General features: G+C 50.0%; 16 protein-coding genes. 10 read left to right on the forward strand and 6 right to left on the reverse strand.

Annotated elements, in window-relative coordinates; all coding sequences use genetic code 11:
• The first annotated feature begins 54 nt into the window (after positions 1-54).
• Positions 55-1,857 (forward strand): ABC transporter substrate-binding protein, encoded by a 1,803-nt coding sequence (locus GCU39_RS26055; RefSeq protein WP_152396134.1) that lies wholly within the window; start codon positions 55-57, stop codon positions 1,855-1,857.
• 109 nt (positions 1,858-1,966) lie between these two features.
• Here GCU39_RS26055 and GCU39_RS26060 read toward each other — a convergent pair whose 3' ends face one another.
• Positions 1,967-2,416 carry a flagellar protein gene (locus GCU39_RS26060; RefSeq protein ID WP_152396135.1) on the reverse strand — a complete coding sequence of 150 codons (450 nt, stop codon included), beginning with the start codon at positions 2,414-2,416 and terminating at the stop codon, positions 1,967-1,969.
• A 124-nt stretch (positions 2,417-2,540) separates the two neighbouring features.
• On the opposite strand from GCU39_RS26060, the gene GCU39_RS26065 reads away from it, so the two are divergent.
• Positions 2,541-2,849, forward strand: coding sequence for an MGMT family protein (locus tag GCU39_RS26065; protein ID WP_152396136.1), 309 nt, complete (start codon positions 2,541-2,543; stop codon positions 2,847-2,849).
• On the opposite strand, the gene GCU39_RS26070 is transcribed toward GCU39_RS26065, so the two are convergent.
• Together GCU39_RS26070 and GCU39_RS26075 are read right to left on the reverse strand one after the other, a co-directional pair.
• Positions 2,846-3,628: a lipase family protein gene (locus tag GCU39_RS26070; RefSeq protein ID WP_152396137.1), complete on the reverse strand. Its 783-nt coding sequence runs from the start codon at positions 3,626-3,628 to the stop codon at positions 2,846-2,848. The two genes, GCU39_RS26065 and GCU39_RS26070, sit on opposite strands and share 4 nt — an antisense overlap.
• Positions 3,629-3,758: 130 nt before the next feature.
• A complete protein-coding gene (locus tag GCU39_RS26075) occupies positions 3,759-4,736 on the reverse strand; it encodes a ring-cleaving dioxygenase (RefSeq protein WP_152396138.1) in 978 nt (325 codons plus the stop codon).
• Positions 4,737-5,058: 322 nt separating this feature from the next.
• On the opposite strand from GCU39_RS26075, the gene GCU39_RS26080 reads away from it, so the two are divergent.
• The 5 genes from GCU39_RS26080 (at position 5,059) to GCU39_RS26100 (ending at position 12,242) form a co-directional block, all read left to right on the forward strand.
• Positions 5,059-6,021 (forward strand): ABC transporter permease, encoded by a 963-nt coding sequence (locus tag GCU39_RS26080; RefSeq protein ID WP_152396139.1) that lies wholly within the window; start codon positions 5,059-5,061, stop codon positions 6,019-6,021.
• A 30-nt stretch (positions 6,022-6,051) separates the two neighbouring features.
• The gene (locus tag GCU39_RS26085; protein ID WP_152396140.1) at positions 6,052-6,948 is read left to right on the forward strand and encodes a carbohydrate ABC transporter permease; all 897 of its coding nucleotides are present in this window, start codon (positions 6,052-6,054) and stop codon (positions 6,946-6,948) included.
• 75 nt (positions 6,949-7,023) lie between these two features.
• Positions 7,024-8,712 carry an extracellular solute-binding protein gene (locus tag GCU39_RS26090; RefSeq protein ID WP_152396141.1) on the forward strand — a complete coding sequence of 563 codons (1,689 nt, stop codon included), beginning with the start codon at positions 7,024-7,026 and terminating at the stop codon, positions 8,710-8,712.
• Between the two features lie 169 nt (positions 8,713-8,881).
• Complete coding sequence (locus GCU39_RS26095; protein WP_152396142.1) at positions 8,882-10,465, forward strand: response regulator; 1,584 nt, start codon at positions 8,882-8,884, stop codon at positions 10,463-10,465.
• 13 nt (positions 10,466-10,478) lie between these two features.
• The gene (locus GCU39_RS26100) at positions 10,479-12,242 is read left to right on the forward strand and encodes a cache domain-containing sensor histidine kinase (protein WP_152396143.1); all 1,764 of its coding nucleotides are present in this window, start codon (positions 10,479-10,481) and stop codon (positions 12,240-12,242) included.
• Positions 12,243-12,326: 84 nt separating this feature from the next.
• On the opposite strand, the gene GCU39_RS26105 is transcribed toward GCU39_RS26100, so the two are convergent.
• From GCU39_RS26105 to GCU39_RS26115, 3 genes are all read right to left on the reverse strand, one after another.
• Positions 12,327-15,590, reverse strand: a complete 3,264-nt coding sequence (locus GCU39_RS26105) for a DEAD/DEAH box helicase (protein WP_152396144.1) — start codon at positions 15,588-15,590, stop codon at positions 12,327-12,329.
• 112 nt (positions 15,591-15,702) lie between these two features.
• Entirely contained in the window at positions 15,703-16,989 is a 1,287-nt protein-coding gene (locus tag GCU39_RS26110) for an ammonium transporter (RefSeq protein ID WP_152396145.1), read from the reverse strand.
• 357 nt (positions 16,990-17,346) lie between these two features.
• On the reverse strand, positions 17,347-17,478 hold the full coding sequence (locus tag GCU39_RS26115) for a DUF4023 domain-containing protein (protein ID WP_152396146.1): 132 nt from the start codon (positions 17,476-17,478) through the stop codon (positions 17,347-17,349).
• Positions 17,479-17,592: 114 nt separating this feature from the next.
• On the opposite strand from GCU39_RS26115, the gene GCU39_RS26120 reads away from it, so the two are divergent.
• The 3 genes from GCU39_RS26120 (at position 17,593) to menA (ending at position 20,173) form a co-directional block, all read left to right on the forward strand.
• Positions 17,593-18,021 (forward strand): EamA family transporter, encoded by a 429-nt coding sequence (locus GCU39_RS26120; RefSeq protein ID WP_152396147.1) that lies wholly within the window; start codon positions 17,593-17,595, stop codon positions 18,019-18,021.
• Between the two features lie 93 nt (positions 18,022-18,114).
• The gene (locus GCU39_RS26125) at positions 18,115-19,215 is read left to right on the forward strand and encodes a nitric oxide synthase oxygenase (protein WP_152396148.1); all 1,101 of its coding nucleotides are present in this window, start codon (positions 18,115-18,117) and stop codon (positions 19,213-19,215) included.
• A 4-nt stretch (positions 19,216-19,219) separates the two neighbouring features.
• On the forward strand, positions 19,220-20,173 hold the full coding sequence (gene menA, locus GCU39_RS26130) for a 1,4-dihydroxy-2-naphthoate polyprenyltransferase (RefSeq protein WP_152396149.1): 954 nt from the start codon (positions 19,220-19,222) through the stop codon (positions 20,171-20,173).
• Positions 20,174-20,182: the final 9 nt, after the last annotated feature.

Consider the following 20,182-nt stretch of genomic DNA (forward strand, 5'->3'; position numbering starts at 1 on the left):
TAAATATTTCCTCTTTTGACGTCATATTTGTCAAATAGGGGAAAGGAGGTACCAATGCTACCTTTAGAGAGATACGCGGTATTATACGATAAATATGCGATGCCGATCGGGAAGGGTGCGGGGGTGGAGGTCTCCCTCGAACAATTGGCCGAGGTGCTCTACTGCACGGTTCGCAATGTGAAGCTGATTATCCGGAGACTTGAGGAAGAAGGCTGGATTACATGGCATGCGGGCAGGGGGCGCGGCAATCTGTCGCGGATAACCTTCCAAGTTGACAAGGACAGCCTGCTGCTGCAGCTTTCGCAAGAGCGCGCAGAGCTGGGCGAATACAAGCAGGCGTTCGATATGCTGTATACGTACAGCGATGGAACGCAGACGCTGAGCAAATTCGTCGACTGGCTCGATGCGCAGTGTGGGTACAAGACGGAATCGTGGGCAGGGATGTCGGAGGCCGACATCTTACGGATACCGATTCATCATCGTATTCAGACGCTGGATCCGGCTGATCTTGTCTACGCCTTTGACAGCCATATGGTACGTCAGTTGTTCGATCAACTCGTCACTTATCATGAAGAATATCAGCGATTCATGCCGTCGATCGCCCATGCTTGGGAACATAACGAGGATGCAAGCGTGTGGACCTTTTATTTGCGCAAAGGAGTGTTATTCCACGATGGGAACGAGCTTACATCGGAGGATATCGTCTTCACGCTAACGCGGCTGAAGCAATGCGACAAGATTCAGCGCTGGATGCTGCATACGCTAGAGAAGGTCGAGGCGGTCGGCCGGTATGTCGTGAGGGTGCATCTGACCAAACCGCATTGGTTGTTCCTACGGATCCTGTGCTCATCCTCCCTGTCGATTCTACCGCGCGATTTCGGCGGACTCACGGAAGAAGAGTATTGGTCTTTGCCGATCGGGACGGGGCCGTTCCGGCTGAGAGAATGGAATGAGAGCCAATTCGTGATGGAAGCGTACGCGAGTTATTTCCAGGGCCGCCCGCATTTGGATGGTGTGATGCTGGCCCTCGTCCCGAGAGAAGCAGCGCCGCGCTCGAAGACGAATCGATGGATGGAACTGCTATACGGCCAGGACTCGTTCCATCAAGAGCCAGACGATGCATGGACGAAGGTGGAATTGCTGCCTCGCGGCTGTAGCCTGGTCGTATGGAATATGCGCAAGCAGGGACCTCAGAGGTCCATTGCCTTCCGGCGGGCGATGAGCGCCATGATTGATCGGCGGAAGATGCTCCAAGAGATCGGGGGGTACTGGGTATACCCTGCGCATGGCTTCTATCCGAATGAGCAGACGCCACATGAGGGAGATCCGCATGATCCGGATTATGCTCGGATCCTGCTCGAGGAGTCTGGGTATGACGGCACACCGATTACGCTCATGACCCATGATGGACACGAGCATGAGCTGCGCTGGATCCAGCAACACTGCGCAACCTATGGTGTAGAGGTGCACATTGAGATTGCAACGGCGCAATCATTCCGCGACCTGGAGGTGATGCACCGGGTCGACGGCATCATGAGCTGCATCGTGCTGGCTGAGGATGAGGTCTGCTTACTTGAGATGTATGAGCAAGAAGGGGGCTACTTCAAGGAGTTCATGCTGCCGGAATTCCAGCCATGGGTGCGGGAGCGGCTGGAGCAAGTCTTGTCTACGCCGGATGAGGCGGAGCGACGGGCTCGGCTATCCGCGATCGAGCGCCGTGTCCGGGATGATGGATTTATGATGTTCCTGCTGCATAACAAAGTGGGAACCCATTCTCCTCCGAGCGTGCGAGGCGTAGGCTTCAATTCGCTCGGATGGGTGAACTTCAAGGATGTCTGGGTCACCAAGGCGATCTAGACGATATCGATTCCGGTTCAAGGAGGTGTCGACCGTACGCGACGATGGGAAAGAGACTACCTGCATCCGCAGGTAGTCTCTTTCGTGTGCTTCCCGTATATGTATGGCACTACAGTTTCTTGACTTTGCCCACGGTGAACTTATCCCCACCGTTCCAGTCCGGATGTTTGCCGGCATGGCGGACTTGGTTCGTCTGTTCATCATATTCATAGCCGTCTTCCAAGAATAGATGTTTGACCTCCAGCTTGAATTGAAGCGCGCATTCCTTGCAGAGATATCCGCGGTGAATTTGATTGTCGCAGAAATAGCATTTGTATCGCAAATTCGGATGATCGTGCGAATAGATCTTGCCTTCATTGATATATTTAATCAGCTTGGTAATCGGCACTTCGACGGCTTCACTCAGCTCATGGAGGTTGACGTTCCGATTGTTCTTCAAGTAGGTGTTGCTTCGCTCCAGCTCGGACCGAATAAATGCATAGCATTCTGGGCAATATTCCGAAAAGTACTTCTGAAAAATATTCCCGCAGCGCTTGCAGTTATCTACGTTCAATGACATTCCCTCACCTCAATTGCTTCATGCATTACTATCAGTATACCTTTCATGGTCGGTAAAAGGATATAATAGGAATGGACTATTTCATCCCAATGATAAAATCCCCCCACCACGTAGGAGGAGAGACATGCAACCTTTTACTATATCTGTTATCGGCATTTTACGTTCAATTCCTGAGGGCAAAGTGATGACTTATGGACAAGTTGCTAGTGCTGCAGGGAGTCCGCGTGCTGCGAGGCAAGTCGTGCGCGTACTGCATACCCTGAGCGGGAAGTATGATTTGCCTTGGCACCGCGTCGTGAACAAGAGCGGCGAAATTGCGCTGCAAGATGGACATTCACGTTCGGTTCAGCAGTCGTTGTTAGAGGCGGAAGGGGTTGAATTCACCACCGATGGGTGTGTGAGCCTCGAACAATATCAATGGGACGAGTCTTAATCCGGACAGAAGCCGGGATTCAACATGCAGAGCTGACGTGCGTAGAGCGGGTCTTCTTTGGCGAGGGCTTCGTAATAACTGCCAATAATGTGGTTGTTGCCTGGCGATCCGTTCTGGAAGAGCATCGACACGGAATGGCGGACATGCGTATAGAAGACGGTCTTTTTGCGCTTGGGAAGCTTGTAAATGAACGGCGGGATATGGGTGACGGCATCGACGAGATTGTTGATGCGGTAGCTGGTTTTCACCTGACGAATAAATGCTTTGGAGAAGGCGGGGTCCCCGACGCGCGGCGAGCCGAATGTATAGACCCAGGGGGTCGTATATGCGGTGTTCGCAGCGACGTCAATCGCACAGAGCGTAGCTAACGCACCGCCAAGACTATGCCCAGTAATATACACAGTTTTGTCTGCAGGAGCCTTGCTGAGCAGCTCCATAATCTGTGGACGCGCAGAGCTGTAAATATCGGTGAACCCTTTGTGCGTGAGGCCGGCATTGTTCACGAATTTGAATGGCGTCTGCATGGCAATAGCGTCCGAGATCCAATCCGAGGTCGAGACGGTCCCGCGAAAAGCAAGGATGATATCGGACTCAGACTCGAGCACGAAGCCGAAGCGCTCCCATTCACCGCGGAAGGACTTGGCCGAGATTTCCGCTGTAGATTGGTATCCATAAGGGACGACGAATCGTCCGTCCGGATCACTATATTGATCGTAGGTCTGCTCACAGACAGCCGCCAGAAAAATAGCCATTCGTACTTGATATCCATTCGCACTCATCGTTCAGCCCACCTCTCCCTACACTATATTAGAAGAGAGCGAGTGAGGTGCCTATTTTTGTACGGATTTCTTCATTCGAAAAAGCGCCAAAAACCTCAAAGGTCTTTGGCGCTTGTGCATGATTCTTCCGTTACTCCTTCACGAATTCCACTGTGCTGCGAACAGTATCGATCGGACGAACCATCTTCTCAATCTGTTCCCGCTTGGACTCAAGGAATGGTGGGAGCGATAGCTTCTCACCCAGCGTCTCATACGGCTCATCGCCCATGAAGCCTGGGCCGTCTGTCGCGAATTCGAACAAAATCTGCGGTGCCACTCTGGCATACAGCGATTCGAAGAAGAAGCGATCTACGTAGCCGGAATTCGGGAATTTGAAGCTGTCCAGCCGCTGAATCCATTCGTTCAATACCGAGCGGTCCTCGACGCGGAATGCAGCGTGATGGACGGTACCGTAGCCTTGCTGCGCCCGCGGGAGGATCACGTTATGCTCCACGACCACTTGGGCGCCGTTGCCGCCTTCGCCCACCTCGAACAAATAGAGCGAGCCTTCTTTAGCGATTTCCTTGAACAATAGTACTTTTGTCAGTACTTCCTTGAAAAATTCCACATCCGAGACGCGTACGAAGACAGGTCCTAAGCCAGTAATGGCGTATTCGAGCGGAATAGGACCTTTCTGCCATGGTGTACCGGACGCAACGCCGGCATTGTGCTCATCCGAGATCAATTGATACTGTTGATCATCGAAGTCGACGAAGGAGAGGGTCTGCTTGCCGAAGAGCGGCTGTATACCTGTATGCTGTACACCAAGGCGATCGAATCGACGTACCCAATAGTCCAAGGCGGCATCGCTAGGTACACGGAACGATGTTTTGGAGATCTCATCGGTGCCATGTTGACCCTTCGGAATGCCTGGGAAGTCGAAGAAGGTCATATCCGTTCCTGCGCTTCCCTTATCGTCGGCGAAAAATAGGTGATACGTCTGAATATCGTCCTGATTCACGGTCTTTTTCACGAGGCGCATTCCGAGCACATTCGTGAAGAAATCATAATTTTTCTCTGCGCTGCTTGTTATAGCTGTTACGTGGTGAACTCCTTTTAATCCGTTCATGATGTCATCCTCCATTATATTTATGATTGTAGTTTATCTTTACATCAAATATCTTTATTTGAAGATAATATCGCGATCCGATAGTTTTGTCAACTGAATCATTGCTAATCATAAACTTCATGGAAAAGTATCACATTTCGTTGTTTGAGCACCTATATGTGTAAGCGCTTAAACTTTACAATGGGAATACAGCAACCGAGAACAGACAGATGACAATGCGTTAACCGTTACGGAAGTTGCTGCAGGAGAGCCGTCTAGTGGTTCGCATGATGCTCTATCGAACTCACTGTCATATAAGAATTCAGACGAGGAGGGCCATGACATGGCGCAAGTTCAACCAGAGTTAGACACGGATGTAAAGGTCCGCACATCGCAGCGCAGTCCACTCCGCCGGTTCATTCAGCAGATTGATCTGCAGATGATGGTAATACCGGGGATACTGCTCATCATTATTTTCAGCTATATTCCGATGTACGGCGTATTGATGGCATTTCAGGATTACAGCATTTTCAAAGGATTCGGTGCGAGTCCATGGGTAGGGCTCAAGCATTTCGAAATGTTCTTCAATTCACCAGAGTTTTTCAACGTCATGCGGAATACGCTCATCATCAGCCTTTTGAAGCTGTGTATCGGATTCCCGGCACCGATCATCTTGGCGCTGATGCTCAATGAAGTCAGACATATGCTGTTCAAACGTGTCGTACAGACGATTACGTATTTGCCACACTTTATGTCATGGGTTATTGTAGCTGGTATCATTATGTCGCTTTTGTCGACAGATAACGGCAGTGTGAACATCCTGCTTCAGAATTTGAATCTTGTCGATGAACCGATCAACTTCCTCTCTATTCCGAAGTTGTTCTGGAGTATTCTGGTCACGACGAACGTCTGGAAAGAGATTGGGTTCGGATCCATTGTCTATATGGCAGCCATCGCGGGCATTGATCCGCATATGTACGAAGCCGCATCCATGGATGGCGCTAGCAAATTTAAGCAAATTTATCTGATTACGCTTCCATCTATCATGCCGGTCATTATTATCTTCATGATTCTAGCGATCGGAAACCTGCTCAATGCAGGGTTCGAGGATATCTTGCTGCTCGGTGTCAATCCGGTCTTGCGGGAAGTATCCGATGTCATCGAGACGTACGTGTATCGGATCGGGATTCAGAATTCACGGTACTCGTATGCCACAGCTGTCGGCTTGTTCAAGGCCATCATTAGCGTAGGAATGCTCACCATAGCGAACTACCTTGCGCGCCGGTCCGGCAATAGCTTGTGGTAAGAATGAAGACATCATGGAGGTGTGTCAAGAATGAATAGACTTGGAATTTCGGATCGAATCATGTACATCTTTATATACGCGTTTCTTATTTTGCTTACTTTCGTAACATTCTATCCGTTCTGGAACGCGCTGGTTATTTCTTTCAATAAAGGTATGGATACGGCGATGGGCGGCGTGACGTTCTGGCCAAGAAGCTTCTCGCTGGAGAACTATGAAGTCGTGTTCAAAGATAAACGGTTATTGAACGGTTTTGGGGTCTCGGTGCTGCGTACCATTATCGGAACCATATTGTCCATCCTGATGACGAGCATTTTCGCCTTCGGTCTATCGAAGAAAGAGCTGATGGGCCGCAAGTATTATATGATTCTCTGTATCATTACCATGTATTTCAGCGGGGGGCTTATTCCTTCATTCTTATTGATCCGCAGCCTTGGTTTGATGAACTCCTTCTGGGTATTTATTATTCCGGGACTCATCAGCGTATGGAATATGATCATCTTCAGAACCTTCTTCAACGGCCTTCCGGCAGGATTGGAGGAATCCGCGAAGATCGACGGTTGCGGCAACTGGGGAACCTTCTTCCGCATCGTGCTGCCGCTCTCGGGTCCCGTTATTGCGACCTTGTCGTTGTTCACGGCGATCTATCACTGGAACGACTGGTTCACACCGAGTATTTACATTACGAATGAGAATCTGCTCCCGATTCAGACCATGCTGAAGCAGATTTTGAACTCGAACATTATGTCTGAGCAGATGTCCAACTTGGATGCTGCGGCCCAGAGCCAGATGTCGAAGATGCAGAGCGTAACGAGCAAATCGCTCTCCATGGCGACGATGATGGTAGCAACGTTGCCGATTATTATGGTATACCCTTTCGTACAGAAGTTCTTCGTCAAAGGGGTATTGGTAGGATCCCTAAAAGAGTAGTAATGGGATGTTCTTGAGGCGTTTGAAGCATTTGCTTTGGACATAAAAACAAATTTTGAAAGGGGAAACAGTCAGATGAAGAACAAGAAAAAAATGCTTATGTGTGTCCTATCTGCCTTCCTAGTCTTATCTCTTCTGGCAGCGTGTGGTGGCAAAAGCGATTCGAACAAGCAGGCGGAAGGGTCAGGCAATACAACAACAAGTGAAGGCACAAAAACAGAAGAAGCAGCACCGGCAAGCGATAAGTATGAGCTAGGAAAAGAGCCGCTCGAATTCACCTTCTATGGTCACTATGATTGGTACACGATGCCAACTTGGGGACAAGACGAAGCAACCAAATGGATCAAAGAGAATAAAAAGGTTGATATTAAAGCGATCCAATCCGGCGGTGCTGCAGCGCAAAAATTGAACACAATGATCGCAACGAACGAACTTCCAGATGTGATCTGGATGGACCGCGGGCCAGACGTCGATAAGCTTCGCCAAGCGGATATGCTCGTACCGTTCGATGATTATCTTGATAAATATCCGAACTTGAAGACATGGTTCGCAGAAAATGGAATGAACATGCTGCGTTCCGATGACGGTAAATTGTATCAGTTCCCGAACTGGTATACGAGCCAGCCAAATGGTAATGCAGGATATGTCGTGAACAAGAAGATCTACACGGAGCTTGGCTCACCGAAGATCGAGACGACAGATGATCTGTACAACTACTTGAAGCAAGTCAAAGCGAAATACCCAGACGTGATTCCATTCGAGACAGGTCTTGCAAAAGACGGTCAAGGTCTTGATATTCTATACTCCGCGTTCAAAGCGAACAACAAAGCCTACTCCGCGAAAGGCGTAATGGCTGTTCCGACAGATGGCAAATTAACATCGATTTTCAAAGATGAGCCTTATCGTCAATCGATGGTCTACGCATCCAAGTTGTTCCGCGAGAAATTGATTACACAAGATGCGATGACACAGACGAAAGACCAAGAGAAAGAGAAAGTGATGACAGGCCGCGTTGCGGTATACGCAACTTCGAGCCCGACAGACATCGCGCAGCTAGCTCAGCCTGATCTGGCGAAGAAAGATCCGAACGGCGGTTACATCATGATCCCTCCTGTGCATGCGGAAGGCGTTCCTGCGGATCAAGTCTTCCCAGGCTCCTACAAGCAGTTGGGCTGGAACGTATCGGTTATTACCAAAGCAGCGAAAAACCCTGAAGCGATCTTCGCATTCCTTGACTGGTACACAGGTCCAGAGGGTCAATCCGTTCAAATGTGGGGACCTGAAGGCAAGTACTGGCAAGGTCTAGAGTCAGACGGTATTACGCCGAAATTTACTGACGCTTACGTGACAGATGCAGACGGTCTTGCGAAGCTCCAAGGCGAGACAGTGAACTTGATGTGGAACGGTAATACCGTATTCCTTGATAAGACCAAAGCGAAATACGAAGCAACATTACCGCTTGAGAAACGCAGCTGGGCAACACACTGGCAAAGTACGGTAACATGGAAAACGCAATCCGATGCAACGGAGTTCGTTAACTTGTCCCCTATGCCTGAGAGTGAAGAAGGTATCGCGCTTCAACGTATCAATGATATTTTCGTAGAGTCCAGAGCAAAAGCGTTGTTCGCGAAGAGCGATGCGGAAGTAATTGCGATTCTAGACAAAGCGGCAGCGGATGCTGATGCAGCAGGGTTCCCTAAATTGCTCGAGTTCGAGACGAACAAATGGCAAGAAAACTTGAAGAAAATGAACGGCGGTAAGTAAGCAAGGCCGAAATGAGTTAAAGCGGAGGGTATACTAATTTGACATTAGTATACCCTCGTTTTTTGCAATGAAATTCAAACGCTTAAACTTTAAGAGATGGTATACTTAGTAGAGATGCAATGACAATCGAACTCTAATGATCGAGTAGACAATCAAAGGGGGCTGTATCATGTACAAAGTGTTGCTAGCGGACGATGAAATGCTTGACCTCGAAGGAATGAAGCAATTTATTCCTTGGTCCGAGCTGGGGATGGAAGTCGTCGGGGCCGTGAATAACGGGTTCTCTGCTTGTGAAGTCATGGAGAAGCAGCCTATTGATATATTAGTCACCGATATTAATATGCCGAACATGTCCGGGCTAGAGTTGGCACGTCGCGCACTCGGCTATAAGAGTGATCTGCGTATTCTTTTCGTAAGCGGTTACCAGGACTTCCACTATGTGAAGCAGGCGTTATCCCTCAAGGCCGTCAGCTATGTGCTGAAGCCCATGGATGACAATGAATTGATCGCCTCGCTGACGAGCGTGAAGCAAGCGCTGGATGAGGAGAAGCAGCGCCGCGATGCTGAAGAAGCCTATCAGGACATGATTCCGATGGCGAAGAATGATCTATTGATCCGGCTGCTCGAAGGAGAATTGGCTTGGGGGCAATCCGAGAAACTGCAGAAACTGGCTGCTTCTTATCGTTTGAACCTGCTATTATGGCCGCTGCATGTTGTTGTGCTAGAGCTTGATGATCTGGCATGGATGCCAGTCGAGCATGTGGATGCGGCGCAACAAGAAATGCTGAATACGTTTCTCTACGAGATGAATGAGGTCGCGCGGCGGCATGGCATGGAGCATGGATGCAAGCTGTCCAGATATCGTCTTGCTATCCTCATGTCCGATAGCGGTATTCATGAATGCCTTAGTGAAATGTATCGTATCGCAAAGTCGCTCTTCTCTGGTTCTATGACCGTCGGCGTCGGTGAAGCTGTGTATGGGCTGGACCAATTGAATATCTCTTACCAGCAAGCGCTGGAGGCGATTGACGGTAAAATGTTCTTCGGCAAAGGGCAGCGAATTGACTACGCCGATGTTCGCCGAGCGCCTGCGCTGGATGACGCGCGAATTTTGGAATTCCGGCTCGATGCCTTGTTCAATGCGATGTCACATTATGAACTGGTTCGCATACACGATGAGATCGATAATTTGTTCTACTCGGTTAACGCGCTGCGTTCCAAATTCACCGTCCATAACCTCGCCATGTATATGGTCTGGAAGCTGGATCAATATTTGCACACACTCGGTGAAGATCTATTCGAGATGTTAGGCATGCAGCTGCATAACCTGGATGTGCTCTTACAATTCGATACCACGCAAGAAATTCGTTCTTGGCTTGTGCGCAAGGTGTTCGAAATTTCCGAAATTCTGCATCAGAAGGCAAGCTCGAAGAATAGTAAGCTGATCCGTGAAATTCTGAAGATGGTGAAGGACCAATTGCATGAGAATCTGACGCTTAAGGATATCGCGTACCATTTCTCATTCTCTCCCAATTATTTGGGCCATTTGTTCAAGGAGGAGGTCGGAAAGACCTTCAGTGAGGTGTTGATTCAGATGCGGATGGACCGAGCGCGTGAGCTGTTGAAGGATCCGATGCTCAAAATCTATCAGATTGCCGATCAAGTGGGCTATCGTTATCTACCTTATTTCAGCAGACAGTTCAAAGACACATTCGGGATGACACCGATGGAATATCGTAAACGCGAAGGATAACGGGGGATTTCGCATGCAAGCACAGACACAGACGAAGAAAAGGATGTACATCCCGATTGGCTTTAAGCTCATGTTGACCTATATGTTGTTCATCGTTATTCCGGTTATCGTCATTGGTTATGTGTCGAATTCAATGTACCAGAATTCCATCCGTACGCAGACGGAGAATAATATTCAAGGCACATTGCTGCAAATTCGGGATAATATCGAATACAAGCTTGAAGATGTGAAGCGTGTCTCTTCGATGCTCTATTTCGATTATTCCTTGGCGACGCAGCTTCGGAGCTTCCGTGAAGGCTGGGAGAGCTATGAACGGACAACGAAGCTGGTCCTGCCGAAGTTCGATATCGCGGTGAATGCGACGGGGATGAATATCGCGATGTCCATATTCCTCGAGAATAACTCGCTCCCGGAGGTCTATCATGGGTCTTATGAGCGGGAGAATCCCGATCTGCTCGGCGACCGCGCGTATAACTTATACCATCTGTCACGGATTGCGGAGAAGTCTTGGTATAAGGAGTTCCCAGAAGAGAAATACGCCGAGACGATGGAATGGCGGCAGGTGGAACGGGATGCTGAATTTAATCGGATATCGCTATTGCGGCGGATGGTTGACAGCTTGTACCCGAAGAAACTCAAGGAGATTGGCTTCATGCGATTAAGCGTGAAAATTCCTGATATTTTCCAGAGTGTCGACTTTGGGAAGATCGGTGAAGGAACCGTGCTATCGATCCGGGATGAGCATGAGCGCGTGATGTATCAATCGGGGGTGCTGCCGCAACAGGTCCTTCAAGCTGAGAATCCGGCAGATCATTATCTGCTGCTGGAAGAACCACTGGGCAGTATGCCGTGGAAATTGGTCGCTCACATCCCGACGACGATCATTCAACGTGACGCTCAGAAGATTCGGATGCTTATTATCGGGGTGTGCCTCGTTTGTCTGCTTGTCTTTACATTCATTGGGGTATTCGTCTCCAAATATTTCTCCGTACGGATTCAGAAATTCGTATCGGTGTTGAATGCCTTCCGTGAAGGGGATCTGCATAAGCGCATGTTCTATCGCGGGCGGGATGAATTCTCCCAGATTGCAACCGCCTTGAATGAGATGGGTGAAAATATCGATGGGTTGATCAAGAAGGTGTATCTGACACAGCTTCAGAAGAAGGAAGCGGAGCTGGAGATGCTGCAGTCGCAGATTAATCCGCATTTCCTCTACAATACGTTGTCTTCGATCAATCGGCTGGCCAAGTTCGGCGAGACGGAGAAGGTACAGCAGACGGTGCTCGAGCTGGCGAAGTTCTATCGTCTAACGCTCAATGAAGGGCGGACCATGATTCCCGTCGCGTCGGAGCTCGAACAAGCCAATGCCTATCTCGAAATCCAGAAGATCAAGTATGGGGATCGCATGGAGGTGATATTCGATATTGACCCAAATATTTGGCCATATGTCACGATGAAGCTGATCCTACAGCCTTTTATCGAAAATGTGCTGAAGCACGCCTGGTGCGGGGATCGCATTCATCTGCGGATTGTCGGGCAAATGGAGGGGGCGGATATCTTGTTCCGAGTTATCGACGATGGGATCGGGATGAAGCAGGAGCGAATTGACCAACTCTTCGGTCCCGAAGGATATATGAACGCAGGCTATGGGATTCGCAATGTCGATCAGCGGATTAAGCTGCAATATGGCTCGCAGTACGGCGTATCGATCTATAGTCGTGTGGGCATTGGGACGTCCATACAAATTCGGATCCCGGCGCAGCGCAGCAAGTCATAATCGTTGAACAGAAAAAGGATGATTCGCAGGTGTCCGAAGATACCTTGATTTGCGAATCATCCTTTTGTTATGTCTCGTGTCGATTCAGATCATCAGAATCTCGCGAATCTCTTGCTCCGTCAGCGCAGACAAGCCCTCGTGTCCAGGTTGGATGACTTCATCGATGAGGTTCATCTTGCGCTGCTGAAGCTCATACATTTTGTCTTCGACCGTGCCTTGCGCTACGAGGCGAATGACTTGAACCACGCGGCGCTGTCCGATGCGATGTGCACGGTCAGCGGCTTGCTGCTCCACCGCAGGATTCCACCAAAGATCATAGAGAATGACGGTGTCGGCTCCCGTCAGGTTCAATCCTGTTCCTCCTGCCTTTAACGAAGCGAGGAATAAGTCGCGTTCTCCTTCATTGAACCTGTGGCAGATTTCTACTCGTTCGGCAGACGGCGTCTGCCCATCCAGATAGAAATAGGGAACCCCTTGGCGGGATAACTTCCGTCCAATCATGCCGAGCATCTCAGTGAACTGAGAGAAGATCAGCAGCCGTCTGCCTGTGCCTCTGCATTCTTCAATCATCTCGAAGAGCTGCTCGAACTTGGCGGAGCTTCCTTCATAACCTTCCATGAACAGTGCGGGATGGCAACAGATTTGACGCAGCCGGGTTAGACCGGCGAGAATCTGAATCCGGGTCTTATAGAAGTCCTTCTCCGCGAGATGTTTCAGTGTCTCTTGCTGGAGTTCCGCCAAGAATGAAGCATAGAGCTTCTTCTGCTCGGGGAGCAACTCAGATGCTTGCGTGGATTCGATCTTCGCTGGCAGTTCCTTCAACACGTCGGATTTCAGGCGCCGCAGCAAGAATGGGCGAATGCGCTTTGCGATCGTATCTCGGGATAAATCGCCGAACGCCTTGAGACCGGGCAACAGGTCCGGGAATACGACGCCAAAGATGGACCATAATTCCTCCAGCGAGTTCTCGATCGGCGTGCCGGTTAAGGCGAAGCGGTAGCGGGCATCTAGCTCGCGCACGGCTTGCGCTGTCTGCGTCGTATAGTTCTTGAATGCTTGCGCCTCATCCAAGATCAGCGTGTGATAGGAGCGCTTCGTATAGAGCGAGACATCGCGCCGCAGCAGCGGATAGGAGGTGATAATGACATCGGCCTCGGAGTCGTCTGCGCGAATGATACCGCTGCGCTCTGTCTTGCTGCCATCGGCGATGACGGCTCGAATCTCCGGAGCGAATCGTCTAAGCTCGTTCTGCCAGTTGTACACGAGCGACGCCGGGCAGATGATCAGTGCTTGCCGCTTCTCCCATCGAATCTCAGGCAAGACTGAGACGAGGAAGGTGATGCTCTGGATCGTCTTGCCAAGACCCATGTCATCGGCCAGAATGCCGCCGAAGCGATAATGGGCAAGTGTCTTCATCCACTGGAAGCCATAAACCTGGTAATCCCGCAGAATCGCCGCAAGCGAATCCGGTACGGGGAAGTCGAGGTGGTCCGGGTTCCGCATATGCTCGATGAGCTTGCGGAAGGATTTGCCCAGCTTCACGTAAGGACTAGGCTGTGCGGTGTCCAATAAGTGAAGTCCGCGGACGATTGGAACGCGAAGCTGGGTTCCTGTAATTTCGCTCTTCCGAATGCCGAATTCATTGATAAGATAGATGATTTCCTGGAACGCTTCACCTTCGAGCGGCAGGAATGCGCCGTTAGGCATTTTGTAATATTTGCGTTTATCTTCAAGCGCTTGGACGACCTTGCGAATCTCGGCGTCGGAAATCCCGTCCAATTCGAACTGGAACTCGAGCCAATCCGTTCGTTCATCAGCATTCACGGTAATTCTAGGCGGCACGGTCGGCAAGTGGAGTCGTACCTTCACCGCGGAGGTCGCATAGATGTGTGCGAGTTTCTCCAATTCGGGTACAACACGGTAGAGGAATTCATACTCATAATCCTCATTCTCCATGTAATACCCTGCATCGGTCTTAGTGAAGGCGCTCTGATCCATGAGCGCTAGGATGCGCTGCTCCTTCTCACCATCACGGATAAGAATCCGGTCGCTGCCGTGCTGCTGGCCGGAGTCCTCCAACGGATTGAAGATCATCTCGCCATAGTGGAATTCGAGGCCTGCGAGCAGCTTGTCGTTCACCCGGTCGAGATACAGCTTCGCCATAAGCGGGGTGTTCACGATGCGGTCAGATATCGATTGCGCGATGTGAACGGTCCCGAGCTTCCGAAGGCCGGGGACCACTTCCTCCATGAAAGACTCCATCTGAGCGCGCGGAATGTGCAGCTGATCCTTGCGAGCGGTGTCGATGAGTTGTCTGATATCCGCGATTCGTCTCGCTTCCGCTGGCTTCAGCTTCAATAACTTGCTGTCATACAGGAGCGTGTTGTAAGCTTCCAAGACCGTAACCTCGTCGAATCCTTGGATATCGAGTTCACAGCCGTCACCAGATCCCTCGTCAAAAGAAAACCGGAGCGGAATCGGCTCGTCCGACACGGTGATTCCTTCGTGAATTCTGCCTTCATGCTCTAGCTTGACGCTGGAGGCGAATTGCAAGAAGGATAACGTCTTGTCCCATGCGAATGGCGGGATTAAGAGGGTTCTGCTATCGCTTGCCGGCCTTGCTGCTTGCGCTGACGTCGCCGTGCTGCGTTCCTGATACAACTTGTCCTGATGGTGGACACGGATCAGCTCTTGAAGGACGGCATCGTCTTCTTTGGAGAAGCGATAGTTCGTTGGTTCATAAGTAAAATGCTTGGCGAATGTGTAAGGAGCCCCACGTTCAATATGTTCGAGGAAATCTCGAATGCGCTGCACCACATAGAGACGCTGAGGACCTACTTTGATCTCGATGCCGAACATGAACTTACGAGCGCCATAAGGAATTAATCGGCAGTGGAATTCGACTTGCAGCAATGTCCTTGCATCAAGGAACGTACCCGTCGCGCTGGAGCGGACGGGCTTATCGCGGAATAACCCGAGCATGCTCTGCATGAACTGCTCGTCACGCGATACGGTCTTGCTCTCATGCGGTGTCCGTGTTCCAGATGGCGTGTCTAGGCCGTGTAGAATGTCATGAATGTGGATGAGGACAGCGGCGACATGCTTGCAATAATGATCATAGGAATAGAACGCGAGACAACTGCATTCCGCGTCAATGTCTCCGCTCGGTTCGATCTCGACTGTCACTTGATACGCACTGTTGTCTTGGACGGTGGCTGCGTAATAAGGTGTCAGCGGGTATTTGTTGACGAACTGTACTTGGCCAGCCAGACGATAGGCTTCCCCCCGTTCATAAGCTTTTTCGCCGCATAAGGATCGAATTCGCTTCAGGGTCAACGGTACTTGCATCACAGATAAATCCTTTCTCTATATGGAATGGTGATGTGTAGTATGCTAGTAAGTCCATCATAACAGAAAATACCGACTGCATGCTTGCAGTCGGTATGTTGAGCGAGGCGGATTATGCGGAGTGTCCTTGGCTTGAATTGTGCGCCAATGCCTTCATTTGTTCGGGATAACCATACGCGCCGTGTTCGCTGAGATCAAGACCGATGGTCTCTTCTTCTTCCGTGACACGAATGCCAATGGTTATTTTCATGAGATAGAGGACGGCGTAGGAGATGGCGAATGTAAATGCGGCGCAGACAATAACGCCGAGCGCTTGCACACCTAATTGCTCGAACCCGCCGCCGTAGAACAAGCCTGCCTTACCGACGCCGACTTTGGCAGCTAGCTCAGGTGTAGCGAAGAAACCGTTGGCGAGTGTGCCCCATACGCCAGCCATCCCGTGCGCCGACATGGCATAGATCGGATCATCCATCCGAAGGCGTTCGAACAGACGCATGCTGAGGAAGACGACAATCCCTGCGATCAAGCCGATGACAATCGCGGCCCAGGACTCGACGAACGCGCAAGAAGCGGTAATGGCGACGAGACCGGCAAGCGCACCGTTCAGCATCACGGAGATATCTGCTTTTCCGGTGACCATCCAAGAGATTAAGAGAGCAGCTACAGCGCCGGCCGCAGCGCCAAGTTGGGTGTTAATTGCGATGAATCCGAAGAAGCTTCCGTCGCCTGCGGCAATTGTGCTCCCTGCATTAAATCCGAACCAGCCTACCCAGAGGAGCATCACGCCAAGCGTGGTGAACACTTGGTTATGGCCCAAAATATTGTTCGGTTTTCCATTTTTGTTATATTTGCCAAGACGTGGTCCGAGCAGCATCGTTGCGGCCATCGCCGCTACGGCGCCGGTAAGGTGAACGACCGTGGAGCCGGCGAAGTCTTGATCCCCATGCTTTGCAAGCCAGCCGCCGCCCCAGATCCAATGCGCAATGACCGGATAGATAATGGCTGAGAAGACGATCGCGAAGATCAGATAGGCAGATAGCTTGGCGCGTTCAGCGAAACCACCGAAGGCAACGGACATGGAGATGGTCGCGAAGGCGAGCTGGAACATGAAGTTCACAGTCGGTGCGACGACACTGCCTTCCGGTACGGCCATACTGCTAAATCCGAAATAATCTCCCCATCCGAGGAAGGGGGTGCCTTGGGAGCCGAAGATGAAGGCATATCCGACCGCCCAGAATACCATGGAGACGATCCCGATCGTGAAGATGGTCTTCCCGGCAATGTGACCTGCATTCTTCATTCGTGTGGAGCCGGCTTCGAGCATAATAAATCCGCTCTGCATGAATAACACTAAAATTGCGCCTAACATCGTCCATACTGCATTAATCCCTAATTCCATGTCACATTACCTCTCTCCTATAATAATGTAGTCAACCCACGTTGTTCCCAAAAACGGACAATCACTCTATATAAATCATCTTATGTTCGTATATTATGGTTTATGAAAATAAATGTCAATATAACTAACACCAAAGTATAAAGTATTGTCTCATTAGTGCAAATTGGCATGAGTTCATCATTATTTTAGTCTAACAAATGTAAATAACAGTTGTGATTCGTTGCTTATTACTCAATTAATGTAAGGTTATATTACATATCCTGCATTGCGTACAATTATAAGATCTGTCTTCTCGTGAAAAAAGCCGCCATCCTCTGGATGGTGGCTTGTGATCGCGTCTATCACATGAAGCGGGTGTTATTTACCGGTACTGTGTTGTTTGCCGGGAAGCTTCTTCTCCGGGCTGCCTTGGCCATTGTGCTGCTTGTTCTTGCGGGCCTTTTCTTGCGTATCATGTACTTTCTCTACAAAATCACGGGTGCTGTCCACAGAAATTCCTCCTTGTTCAATAGATTGCCTTGTTAATGTAACCAGAATTGGAGAAAATCATCGGGAGATCGGGTAAGCTATAAAGGTCACTACATAAATAAAGGATGTGTTCGGATGAGTTGGTTGGTGTATGCCCTTGGATCAGCTGCCATGGCTGCGCTCGTATCCATCTTTGGGAAGATTGGATTGAAGGGAGTCGACTCGAATACCGCTACGACGATTCGTGCAGTTATTATGATGTTATTTCTCTTTGGGGTTCTGGTCTTTCAAGGGAAGATCTCTCAGATCGGCGATGTGCTAGCGAATAAGAAGGCGATGCTCTTCATTGTGCTTAGCGGTATAGCGGGTGCGCTCTCGTGGATGTTCTACTTCATTGCGATCCAGAAAGGCGATGTCGCGAAGGTAGCTCCAATCGATAAACTCAGTGTCGTGTTGGCTGTGGCGTTTGCACTATTATTCCTTGGGGAGAAGTTATCGCTCTGGGGCGGCATTGGCGTAGGCCTCATTGCGATCGGTGTATTGATCACCGCGTTTGCACCATAATGCGCTTGTGTTTTTTCATCTTAGAAGTGATTCCTTTATAATAAGGCAAGAGGTTATGTATATTCGGACAATGGGATAGGAGAATGTAGCATCATGAGTGGTCTTGTGAATCGTGAAGAAGCAATGCAATTCATACAAACCTGCTATTACGAATGGGGACGATCGGAAGAGGAAGCCAAGGCACGCTGGTCCGAGATTGAGCAGGAAATGGCGCAGCGGGGAATGTATGAACATACGGAGGAAGAGTTAATCTACGGAGCCAAGCTCGCTTGGCGGAACAGCAATCGATGTATCGGGCGACTGTTCTGGGATACGCTGACGGTGTTGGATGCCCGTCATGTCAATACGGAGGAGGGGATCGCGGACGCATTGATTCAGCATTTGTTGTTCGCGACGAATGATGGCAAGATTAGGCCAACAATTACGGTGTTCAGGCCCGCAATGTCATCACAGGAAGAGATTCGTATCCTGAACCATCAGCTCATTCGTTATGCGGGGTATACCACGGACGCGGGAATCGTAGGTGATCCCCACTCCGCTTCGTTCACCGCTTACTGTGAAAGTCTAGGATGGCGAGGTAAAGGTGGAGCGTTCGATATCCTGCCGCTTGTCGTACAGATTGGATCGCGGGAGCCCAAGTGGTTCGAGCTACCTTCGCCTGCTGTACTGGAAGTGCCGATCACGCATCCGGAATGGTCGTCGTTCACGGATTTGGGGCTGCGATGGTACGCAGTTCCGGCGGTATCGGATATGCGGCTTGAGATGGGAGGGATATCCTATCCTGCAGCGCCGTTTAATGGTTTCTACATGGGAACGGAGATTGGGGCGCGTAATTTCGCGGATGCAGAGCGGTATAACATGCTGCCGAAAGTTGCGAAGATCATGGGGCTCGACACCAGCAGTGAAGCGACGTTATGGCGGGATAAAGCGCTCGTCGAGCTGAATATCGCGGTGCTTCACTCTTTTCGCGAACGAGGAGTATCGATCGTTGACCATCATACAGCGGCGCAGCAATTTATGCGGTTCGAAGCGAATGAAGCGAAGGCGGAACGTCCGGTGACAGGGAATTGGACGTGGTTGATCCCGCCGGTATCGCCTGCGACGACGCATATTTTCCACAAGCCGTATCGTAATGAGATTGTGAAGCCGAATTTCTTCTATCGGCGCAAGGTAAATGAGCAGCAAGGAGAGTAAGGGAATGACATTAGGACGATTCTTACAGCTTGTGGAGATCAAGACGAAGGTAGCCAGCATGATTCCTTTTCTGATGGGGACGTTCTACGCGTTATATCGGTTTCATGCGTTTCATGGATTTCATTTTATACTGATGTTCATCTCTCTATTAAGCTTCGATATGGCAACAACGGCTATTAATAACTATTATGATTATAAAAAAGCAGTCAAGACTGAAGGTTATGGCTATGAGACACATAATGCGATTGTCAAATACGGGATGCGGGAACGGACGGTTGTTATCATTATTGCGGTGCTGCTTATCTTGGCGATAGGCACGGGGATCATGCTTGTCGTGGAGACGGGGTGGCTCATCTTCTTCATTGGTGGATTATCCTTCTGTGTGGGGATCCTCTATTCGTTCGGGCCGATTCCGATCTCGCGCATGCCGCTTGGCGAGCTGTTCTCGGGTTTATTCATGGGGTTCGTCATCCTCTTCCTGTCCACGTATATCCATGTTCCTGGCGGTGAACTCGTGAAGCTGACATTTGATCACGGTATCGCTCATCTGGATATTCAGATCCTGGAGGTGCTGCTCTTATTCGGCGTGTCGATCCCAGCGGTACTTGCGATTGCGAACATTATGCTCGCGAATAATATTTGCGATATGGATGAGGATGTCGAGAATCGGCGGTATACCTTGCCGGTGTATATCGGCAGAAAAAATGCGCTGCGATTGTTCCGATGGATCTATTATGCGGCGTACGTCGATGTGTTTGTGTTGTTTTACCTTGGTGTGCATCCGATTCTATTGCTATTATTATTCATCACGCTGATTCCGGTGAACCGTCACGTGAACCAGTTCGAGAAGCTTCAGACGAAGAAGGATACATTCGTGCTGGCGGTGAGGAATTTCATGATGATGAATGCGGCGCGAATTGCTGTGTATGGTGTAGCCATTGTCATGGCGGAGTTGTAAGACGTAAAG

Source organism: Paenibacillus guangzhouensis (genome assembly GCF_009363075.1).
In the GTDB taxonomy this organism is placed as follows: domain Bacteria; phylum Bacillota; class Bacilli; order Paenibacillales; family Paenibacillaceae; genus Paenibacillus_K; species Paenibacillus_K guangzhouensis.